The sequence below is a fragment of the Falsiroseomonas oryziterrae genome (assembly GCF_021864505.1).
GTDB lineage: Bacteria > Pseudomonadota > Alphaproteobacteria > Acetobacterales > Acetobacteraceae > Falsiroseomonas > Falsiroseomonas oryziterrae.
In genome coordinates this window covers 1-8194 of the sequence record NZ_JAKJIB010000168.1, presented here as the reverse complement: position 1 = coordinate 8194, position 8194 = coordinate 1, and the positions used below count along the sequence as shown (strand labels likewise).

Genomic DNA, 8194 nt, shown 5'->3' with positions numbered 1-8194 from the left:
CGCGCGCCGGCGCGCCGCCGAGATCGAGCGTCAGCCCCTCCGCGGCGATCAGGTCGGCCGTCGCGGTGAGTCGCCCGCCGGCGCGGAACGGTCCCGCCGCGGCGGGCACCAGCGCGGCGAGGTCTGGACCAGCGGCCTCGAAGATGCCGTCGAAGCCGCCGCCCGGCACCAGCACGCCGCGGGCGCGGCCATTGGCCTCGGGCATGTTCAGGCTCAGCTCGACCGGCGCGATGCCGTCCCAGCCGGGCCGGCCGAGGCTCGCCGTGAAACGCGCCGCGCGCCCCGGCCAGGCGAACTGGCCGGCGATCTCGATCGCCTGGGCGGGACCGCCGGAGGTGAGCGTCGCCGTCACCCCTTCCAGCACGGCATCGCCGAGGCGGACGCGCGAATCCTCGACGCGCGCGTCGAGCTGCGTGATCCAGGCGGGCGGGCGGAAGGCGAGGATCGGCCCCGGCGGCCAGGGCAGCGTCAGTTCGGCCCCGACCAGCGCAAGCTCGCGCGGCTCGATGCGACCGGCGATCAGCGAGGAGAGATCGAGCCGCACGCGCAGCATCCGCGCGGTGACGCGGAAGCCCTCGCTCTCGCCCGGCGTCTCGGCGATGGTGACGCCGCCGGCGCGCACCACCGGGCTCGGCAGCAGCGTGAGTTCCACCGGCCCGTCGAGGGTCACCGGCCGGCCCAGCCGGTCGGCGGCGACGGCGGCAAGCTGGCCGCGCCACGCGTCCCAGTTCACCAGCCGCGGGCCGATCCAGAGCCCCGCCAGCGCCAGCAGAGCGAGCCCGCCGGCCGCGATCGAAAGCCGCCTCATCCCGCCGCAGGCGCGCCCCAGCCGCCGCCGCCCGGCGTCTCGAGCCCGAGCACCTCGCCCGCCGCCAGGCTCGCGCGGTCCTGGCCCTTCATGGGATGGATGCTGCCGTCGCGCCGCTCCACCCATTGCCGCCCGGGCGCGCCGGGTGCGCCGCCCTCCATGCCATGCGGCGCGACGGTGCGGCGGGAGGCGACGATCACGGCCTCCATCGGGTGCAGGAATCGGATGCGCCGGCGCGAGCCGTCGCCGCCCGGGAAGCGCCCCGCACCGCCCGAGCCGCGGCGGATCGCGAATTCCTCGAGCCGCACGGGATAGCGCAGCTCCAGCACCTCGGGGTCGGTCATGCGGGTGTTGGTCATGTGCGTCTGCACCGCGGAGGTGCCGGCGAAGCCCGGCCCCGCGCCGGTGCCGCCGCACACCGTCTCGTAGTACTGGTACTGCGCGTCGCCGAACAGCAGGTTGTTCATCGTCGCCTGGGCGGAGGCGCAGGCGTGCAGCGCGGCGAGCAACGCGTTGCAGGTCATCTGGCTGACCTCCGTGTTGCCGGCCACGACGGCGGCGCCCGGGCGGGGCGAGAGGAAGGTGCCCTCCGGCACCACGATCTCGAGCGGCACCAGGCAGCCATCGTTCAGCGGGATGTCCTCGCCGACCAGGCACCGGAAACAGTACAGCACCACGGCGCGGCAGACCGCGGCGGGGGCGTTGAAGTTGTCGGGGCGCTGCGGCCCAGTGCCCGTGAAGTCGATCACGGCGCGGCGGTTCGTGCGGTCCACGCGGACCGCGACCTTGAGCGGCGTGCCGTCATCGATCGTCGTCTCGAAGCTGCCGTCCTGCAGGCGGTCGAGCACGCGGCGGACGCTCTCCTCCGCGTTGTCCATGACGTGCTTCATATAGGCCCGGACGGTGTCGAGGCCGAACTCCGCCACCGCGCGCTGCAGCTCCTGCACGCCTTTCTCGTTCGCCGCGACCTGCGCCTTGATGTCGGCCACGTTCACGTCCGGGCTGCGCGCGGGGTAGCGGGCCGAGGCCAGCAGCGCGCGAAACTCCGCTTCGCGGAAGCTGCCGCCATCCACCAGGAGAAAATCGTCGATGACGACGCCTTCCTCCTCCAGCGTCTTCGACCCCGGCGGCGTCGAGCCCGGCGTCAGCCCGCCGATGTCGGCATGGTGGCCGCGCGAGCCGACGAAGAACAGGATCTGCTGGCCCGCCGCATCGAAGACCGGCGTGATGACCGTCACGTCGGGCAGGTGGGTGCCGCCATTGTAGGGATTGTTCAGCGCCACGACGTCGCCGGGCTTCAGCGTCGCCCCGCGCGAGCGGATGACGGTGCGCACGCTCTCGCCCATCGCGCCGAGATGGACGGGCACATGCGGCGCATTGGCGACGAGACGGCCCGTCGCGTCGAAGATCGCGCAGGAGAAGTCGAGCCGCTCCTTGATGTTCACCGAGAGGCTCGTGTTCTGCAGCACCGCGCCGGTCTGCTCGGCGATGTTCATGAAGAGGTTGTTGAACAGCTCGAGCATGACGGGGTCGGGCCGCGCGAGGTCGGCGAGCTTCGCGGCCGCGCGCTGCTCCGTCCGCCGCAGGATCAGGTGGTTGCGCGGCGTCACCTCGGCGGTCCAGCCGGGCTCGACGACCGTGGTCGCGATCGCCTCGCGGATCAGCGCCGGGCCCGCGATGCGGTCGCCGGCGTGGAGCGCCTCGCGATCGAGGACGGGCGCGTCATGCGCGCTTCCGCCGCTGAAGAGCGCGACGGTGTCGAGGACCGGGATCGCCTCGCCGGGCGCGCGCGGCGGCAGAGCCGCCTCGTCCACCTTCTCGCCCGGCGCGGTGACTTCCACCACGCAGGCTTCGACGATGACCTGGCGCTCCGGGGTGGCGAAGCCGAAGCGGCGGCGATGCGCATCCGTGAAGGCCGCGAGCGCCGTGGCGTGCGCGCCGAAGGCGACGGGCAGGAAGCTGTCGGTGCCCTGGTACCGCAGATGCAGCCGCCGTGCGGCGGAGAGCGCCGCGGGATCGGCGCCCTGCCGCGCAAGCTCGGCGCGACCGGCCGCTTCCAGCGCATCCAGCCGGCGCGCGAGGTCGGGCATCGCGGCCTCGGTCAGCGGCGCCTCGACCGCCGCCTCGCGGATCACCGTCTGGTCGGCGAGGCCCATGCCGTAGGCGGAGAGCACGCCGGCGAAGGGATGGATGAACACCGTCTCCATGCCGAGCTCGTCGGCCACCAGGCAGGCATGCTGGCCGCCGGCGCCGCCGAAGCATTGCAGCGCGTAGCGCGTGGCGTCGTGCCCCTTCTGGATCGAGACCTGCTTGATCGCGTTCGCCATGTTGGCCACCGCGACGCGGAGGAACCCTTCGGCCACGCCTTCCGGCGTCTGCGGCACGCCGGTCGCGGCCGCGATCTCCGCGGCCAGCCCGGTGAACTTCGCCCGCACGATGTCGGCATCCAGCGGCTGGTCGCCGCCCGGGCCGAAGATCGCCGGGAAGTGACGCGGCTGAACCTTGCCGACCATGACGTTGGCGTCGGTGACGGTCAGCGGCCCGCCGCGCCGGTAGCAGGCCGGGCCCGGCACGGCGCCGGCGCTTTCCGGGCCGACGCGGAAGCGCGATCCGTCGAAGCTCAGGATGGAGCCGCCGCCGGCGGCGACCGTGTTGATCGCCATCATCGGCGCGCGCATGCGCACGCCCGCCACCTGCGTCTCGAAGGCGCGCTCGAACTCGCCGGCATAGAGCGCGACGTCGGTGCTCGTGCCGCCCATGTCGAAGCCGATGATGCGGTCGAGCCCCGCCATGCCCGCGGTGCGCGCCGCGCCGACGATGCCGCCCGCGGGGCCCGACAGGATCGCGTCCTTGCCCTGGAAGCTCGCGGCCTCTGCAAGTCCGCCGGAGGACTGCATGAAGTAGAGCCTCACGCCCGGCAGCTCCGACGCCACCTGCTCCACGTAGCGGCGCAGGATCGGCGAGAGATAGGCGTCCACCACCGTGGTGTCGCCGCGCGGCACGATGCGGGGCAGCGGGCTCGCCTCATGGCTCAGCGAGACCTGGGTGAAGCCCGCCTCGCGCGCCAGCGCGCCGAGCCGCTGCTCATGCGCCGGATGCGCCCAGGCATGCATCATCACGATGGCGACCGCGCGGATGCCGTCGGCATGGGCGGCGCGCAGCGCGTCCCGGGCGGCGGCCTCGTCGAGGGGCTCGATCTCCGTCCCGTCCACGCCGACGCGGCCGCTGATCTCGGCGACGCGCTCATGCAGCAGCTCGGGCAGGCGGACATGCAGGTCGAAGAGCCGCGGGCGGGCCTGGTTGCCGATCCGCAGCATGTCGGCGAAGCCGCGATTGACCAGCAGCAGCACGCGCTCGCCCTTGCGCTCGAGCAGCGCGTTGGTGGCGACGGTGGTGCCCATCTTCACCGCCTCGATCAGCCCTGGCGGGATCGGCGCGCCGGCGGGCAGGCCGAGGCAGTCCCGGATGCCGGCGACCGCGGCGTCGCGGTAGCGGCCCGGGTTCTCGGACAGCAGCTTGCGGGTGGAGAGCCGCCCGGCCGGGTCGCGCGCGACGATGTCGGTGAAGGTGCCGCCGCGGTCGATCCAGAACTGCCAGCCGGCCATCGCAGCCTCCTCGTGTCGTTCGGCTTCTGTGGCGCGCCCCGCGCGAGGTCAACGCCCCCACGACGGATCGCGGGCCTGTAGCCCCCCTTCCCAGCGTGCTAGAGCAGCGCCCGTTCGACGGAGGCACGGCGAGGCTTGAGCGTCTGGGGCAAGATCCTGGGGGGTGTCGGCGGCTTCCTGACCGGCGGGCCGCTCGGCGCCGTGGTGGGCGCGGCGCTCGGCCATGCCGCCGATTCCGGGGCGATGCGCGGCGCGATCGGGCCGGGGGCGGCCGACCTCGCAGCCCTGCTCGGGCGGAAGGAGACGCTGTTCGCGATCTCCGTGATCGTGCTCTCGGCCAAGCTCGCCAAGGCGGACGGGCCGGTGAAGCGGGCCGAGATCGACGCGTTCAAGCAGATGTTCCGCATCCCGCCCGAGAACCTCCGCGAGGTGGGCGAGATGTTCGACCAGGCGCGCCAGGACGCCGATGGGTGGGAACCCTTCGCGGAGCGGCTGGGCGAGGCCTTCGCCGACAACCGCGCCATGCTGGAGGATGTGCTGGCGGCGCTCTTCTACATCGCGCGCGCCGACGGGCCGATCACGCGCGGCGAGTTGCCGGTGCTGCAGGGGATCCACCTCCGCTTCGGTCTCGACGCCGCGGCGTGGGAGCGGGCGAAGGGCGGGCAAGGCAGCGCGGGCTCGCGGGTCGAGCAGCAGCGCCAGACCGACGACGCCTATGCTGTGCTCGGCGTAACGCCCGCCGCGACGGACGAGGAGGTGCGGATGGCCTGGCGCAAGCTGATGCGCGAGAACCATCCCGATGGCCTGGCCGCGCGCGGCGTGCCGCCCGAATTCGTCGAGCGCGCGACGCGCAAGGTGGCCGAGATCAACGCCGCCTGGGACCGGATCAAGCGGCAAAGAGGTCTGTGATCGCTTGCGCATCCGCGAACTGCCCAGCCCGAACCACGATGCGCGGCCGGACGGCACGACGGTTGACATGCTGATCCTGCACTACACAGGCATGCGCAGCGGGGCGGAGGCGGTCGCGCGGCTGCGCGACCCGGTCGCAAGGGTCTCGTCGCACTACGTGGTGGAGGAGGACGGCACGGTGTTCCGGCTGGTGCCGGAGGACCGCCGCGCCTGGCATGCCGGCGTGTCGCATTGGCGCGGGCACGAGTTGCTCAACGGGCGCAGCATCGGGATCGAGATCGTCAATCCGGGCCATGAATGGGGCTACCGGCCCTTCCCGGCGCTGCAGATGGCGGCCGTCTGCGACCTCTGCCTCGGGATCCTCGCCCGCCACCCGATCCCGGCGCGCAACGTGGTCGCCCATTCCGACGTCGCGCCGGACCGCAAGGAAGATCCGGGCGAGCTGTTCGACTGGGAAGGCCTGGCGCGAAACGGCGTCGGCCTCTGGCCGGAGGTGGAAGGCGAAGCGGGCGGCGATCCGCGCGCGCTGCTCGGCGCGATCGGGTACCGCGCCGATCTGCCGCTGCCGGTGCTGCTCCGCGCCTTCCAGCGGCACTGGCGGCCGGGGCGCGTGGACGGGATCGCGGACGCCGAAACGCTGGCGCGGCTCCACGCGGTGGCCTCGCTGCTCGACTGACTCCTTCGCGCGCCGCAACGCCGTTGACCCGGGGCGCCACACGCGCGACATGCAGCGCGGCGCCGGGTGGCTGGGCGACCGCTGGCCCGCAAGGGCTGGAGGAAAGTCCGGGCTCCACGGGATGACGGTGCCGGCCAACGGCCGGCGGGCAGAGGGCGAGAGCCCAAGGCCCAGGGAAAGTGCCACAGAGAGCAGACCGCCACGGCGGGGCTTCGGCCTCCCCGCGGCAAGGGTGAAAGGGTGGGGCAAGAGCCCACCGCGCCCCCGGCAACGGGGGCGGCATGGCAAACCCCACCGGGAGCAAGGCCGAATAGGGGCGGCCGGCGAAGCGCGAAAGCGCCGACGCAGGGGCATCCCGCCCCGCCGCCCGGGTTGGCCGCGTGAACCTCGCAGCGATGCGGGGTCCAGAGGAATGGTCGTCCAGGATCCCTCGGGATCCGGACAGAACCCGGCTTACAGGCCACCCGGCGCCACAATTTCGTTGCGGAACGGCCGAGCCTGCGGCGGCCCACGCGCAAGAACAAACAACGAAACGATTCTATCGCCGCAAATGTATTTGTATACTTTTGTCCTCGCGCTAGAGTCGTGCCCTAAGCTGCTCAAAGGGCATCGTTTTTTGTCGCCCAAGAGAGGCTGTGGAGAGCGGAATCCGCTTGTGATCCCGGAGTATCCCGTGATATCCCAAATCATCCCGTGACGATGTCGCGCTCGGGGGGGCGATACGGCATCGGAGTGGGATGGTCGGGCGAGCCGGCGGGGTCGGGGGGCCTCGCCGGCCGCTGAGCGGGGACGGCGGCCGGGGGGGCTGTCGAGGGGGGCGGCAGCAGGCGCGATGACCCAGTTCGTGGGCACGCTTTTCGGAAAGCTGGACCGCAAGGGCCGCATTTCCGTGCCCGCGCGGTTCCGCGACGAGCTGCTCGCCGCCGGCGTCACCCAGCTGGTCTTCCGCTCCTCCCACCAGCACCCCTGCATCGAGGCCCGCTCCCGCGCCGAGTTCGAGGGCATCGTCGCCTCCATCCGCGCCCTCCCCCACTTCTCCGAGGAGCGCGAGGCCTGGGAGGCGGGCTTCATCGCCGTCTCCGTCATGCTCCGCATGGACGCCGAAGGGCGCCTGGTGCTCCCCGAGGAGCTGATCGAGGCCGCGGCACTCGGCGAGGACGTCGCCTTCGTCGGCAAGGGCGATCGCTTCGAGATCTGGAACGCCGCGACCGCGAAGGCCCACACCTCCGCCGCGCTGGCCGCCGTGCGCGAGAAGAAGCTCGTCCTGCCGTCTCTCCCCCTCAACGCGACTCCGGGCGGCGTGCGATGAGCGGTCACGTCCCCGTCATGCTGGAGGAAGTGCTGGCGACCCTGCGGCCTCGCTCCGGAGCCACCTATCTCGACGCCACCTTCGGCGGCGGCGGCTACGCCGCGGCCATCCTCGCCGCCGCGGAGTGCACGTTGTTCGCCCTGGATCGCGACCCCGACGCGATCGCGCGCGGCGCGGCGCTGGCCGCCCGCCATCCCGGCCGGCTGCACCTGGTGCATGCCCGCTTCGGCGACATGCTCGAGAGCCTCGCCTCGCGCGGCGTGACCCGCCTCGACGGCGTGGTGATGGATCTCGGCGTCTCCTCCTTCCAGCTCGACGAGGCGGAGCGCGGCTTCTCCTTCCGCGCCGACGGTCCACTCGACATGCGCATGGGCCGCGACGGCCCGACGGCGGCCGACCTGGTGAACTCCCTGCCCGAGGCGGAGCTCGCGCGGATCATCGCCGAGTTCGGCGAGGAGCGGCACGCGCGCCGCGTGGCGAAGGCGATCCTCCGCGCGCGGGCGGAGTCGCCGATCATGACGACCGCGCGACTTGCCGAGATCGTGCGCGCCGCGGTGCCGCGGGATCCGTCAGGGATCGACGGCGCGACGCGGTCCTTCCAGGCGCTGCGCATCGCGGTGAACGACGAGCTCGGCGAGATCGAGCGCGGCCTCGCCGCGGCGATGGAGCTGCTGGCGCCGGGTGGGCGGCTGGTCGTCGTCGCCTTCCACTCGCTCGAGGACCGGATCGTGAAGCGCGCCTTCGTGCAGGCGGCCGGCCGACAGGGCGGCGCCTCGCGCCATGACCCGGCCGCGCTCCTGGCGCGCGCCGAGCCCGACTTCGCCCTCGTCACGCCGCGCGCGCTGCGGCCCGGCGAGGCCGAGACCGGCGCCAATCCGCGCGCGCGC

General features: G+C 73.1%; 6 protein-coding genes and 1 other RNA gene. 5 read left to right on the top strand and 2 right to left on the bottom strand.

The window, feature by feature from the left end; translation table 11 throughout:
• Together L2I40_RS13970 and L2I40_RS13965 are read right to left on the bottom strand one after the other, a co-directional pair.
• Positions 1-808: AsmA family protein (locus tag L2I40_RS13970; protein WP_237215572.1), on the bottom strand; the 808-nt coding region annotated here is incomplete at its 3' end.
• Positions 805-4413, bottom strand: a complete 3609-nt coding sequence (locus L2I40_RS13965) for a hydantoinase B/oxoprolinase family protein (RefSeq protein ID WP_237215571.1) — start codon at positions 4411-4413, stop codon at positions 805-807. The genes L2I40_RS13965 and L2I40_RS13970, both read right to left, overlap by 4 nt.
• Positions 4414-4548: 135 nt before the next feature.
• Between L2I40_RS13965 and L2I40_RS13960 the strand changes: the two genes are divergently transcribed.
• The 5 genes from L2I40_RS13960 to rsmH all read left to right on the top strand — a co-directional run.
• A complete protein-coding gene (locus L2I40_RS13960; protein WP_237215570.1) occupies positions 4549-5322 on the top strand; it encodes a TerB family tellurite resistance protein in 774 nt (257 codons plus the stop codon).
• A gap of 19 nt (positions 5323-5341) precedes the next feature.
• A complete protein-coding gene (locus L2I40_RS13955; RefSeq protein WP_372491059.1) occupies positions 5342-5998 on the top strand; it encodes an N-acetylmuramoyl-L-alanine amidase in 657 nt (218 codons plus the stop codon).
• Between the two features lie 62 nt (positions 5999-6060).
• Positions 6061-6470, top strand: an RNA gene (gene rnpB, locus L2I40_RS13950) — RNase P RNA component class A.
• A gap of 360 nt (positions 6471-6830) precedes the next feature.
• Positions 6831-7307 (top strand): division/cell wall cluster transcriptional repressor MraZ, encoded by a 477-nt coding sequence (locus tag L2I40_RS13945; RefSeq protein ID WP_237215569.1) that lies wholly within the window; start codon positions 6831-6833, stop codon positions 7305-7307.
• Positions 7304-8194, top strand: an 891-nt coding sequence (gene rsmH / locus L2I40_RS13940) for a 16S rRNA (cytosine(1402)-N(4))-methyltransferase RsmH (protein WP_237215568.1), incomplete at its 3' end; no start/stop codon positions are given. The genes L2I40_RS13945 and rsmH, both read left to right, overlap by 4 nt.